Source organism: Polaromonas sp. P1_E1_2 (genome assembly GCF_056406035.1).
The window spans coordinates 1-1,421 of sequence record NZ_JBFUAZ010000833.1 but is presented as its reverse complement, the minus strand read 5'-3'; the positions used below and the strand labels follow the sequence as shown (position 1 = coordinate 1,421).

Here is a 1,421-nt window from a genome sequence, read left to right as displayed (position 1 = left end):
AAACAGCAGTTCGGTATTGCATGTAAAGCGGCGCGTCATTCGACGCGCCGCTTTTATTTTTTGTATGAAGGATAAATAAATCGTCGGAGTCCATAACTTGATTTCGGAAACTTTGATGCGGCAGAGGGCATTTACCTGGTTGTCAGTTTTGGCGTTTCTTGCGTATCTATTGCCAAACCACTATTCCCCATGGGTTACCGCCCATCAGGAATGGGCGATGGCCTTGGCATTCCTGCCTTTGGGCTTGTGGGCTGCTATTCATGGCGTGCCAAGTGTGCCGTTATTGGCGTGGGCTGCTTGGGCTTTGGCGATAGTGCCCATGTTGCAGCTGGGCTTTGGGTTGATCGTTTTCAGGGGTGATGCCTTGATGGCGTTTTTGTACCCGGCGGGCTTTGGACTCGCCGTTTTCTTGGGGGCCCGCTATGTGAAGCCCGACGACAATCTGCCGGCGGATCTGACGCGTATCACTGGTTTGTGGCTCGCCATTTCGATGGCGTCAATTGTCTCCATGGGCGTTGCGTTCCATCAGTGGCTGGATTTAGGGAAGCTGGCGATTTTTGTGATTGACCTTGAGCCGGGTGGACGAGTCTTCGCCAATCTGGCTCAGCCGAATCAATTTGCCACACTACTGCTACTCGGCCTGACCGGGCTTTTATTTCTATTTGAGACAAGAAAAATACATGTTTGGGTAGGGCTAAGCGCGGCTCTTTGGTTGGTATTCGGGCTTGTCATGACAGGCTCCCGCTCCGTCCTGTTGGCATGGTGTTGGCTCCTGGTTTTATATGTCCCGCTGCGCAAACGGTGCCAGCTGCGTGTGAGTGGGAGCGCAATTGCCGCCATCGGTGCCTTCTACTTCGCCGTCACGCTCGCGTGGCCTTTGATTAATCAATGGCTATTGCTTGGAGCCGAAGCGGGAAGCATTGTTGGCCGTATGACTCCCGGAATTAGAACCATTTATTGGCAATCAATGATGGAGGCGATTTCGCTGGCCCCGTGGCAGGGTTACGGATGGACGCAGATAGCAGCGGCACAACAAGCCACTGCACTTGCCTATCCCCCTACCTACACATTCTTTGAAAGTGCCCACAATCTCTTTCTTGACCTGATGTTGTGGAACGGTTTGCCAGTCGGGCTTGCGGCCACTTTACTGGTTTCCGCATGGTTCTTGTGGCAATACCGTATTGTTCGCGATTCTTTATCCTGGTGTCTGCTGCTCGGCACGGGTTTCGTGTTCAGCCATGCCATGGTTGAGTTCCCTCTGCATTACGCCTATTTCCTGCTGCCCGTGGGGCTTTGGATGGGCGCTTTAAGCGCCAAACCGGGGGCATTCTTGGGTTTATGGCGAATTTCCCGAGAGGGTTTTTTGCTCCGATCTGTTGTGCCCGTTGTCACCGCCATCACAGTCCTGCTCTTTATTCTCG

Annotated in this window: 1 protein-coding gene; it reads left to right on the top strand. The window is 53.2% G+C overall.

Annotation, left to right across the window (positions count from 1 at the left end):
• Positions 1-97 precede the first annotated feature (97 nt).
• The coding region (locus tag AC1D1P_RS23350; protein WP_477674638.1) for an O-antigen ligase family protein at positions 98-1,421 on the top strand (1,324 nt) is incomplete at its 3' end.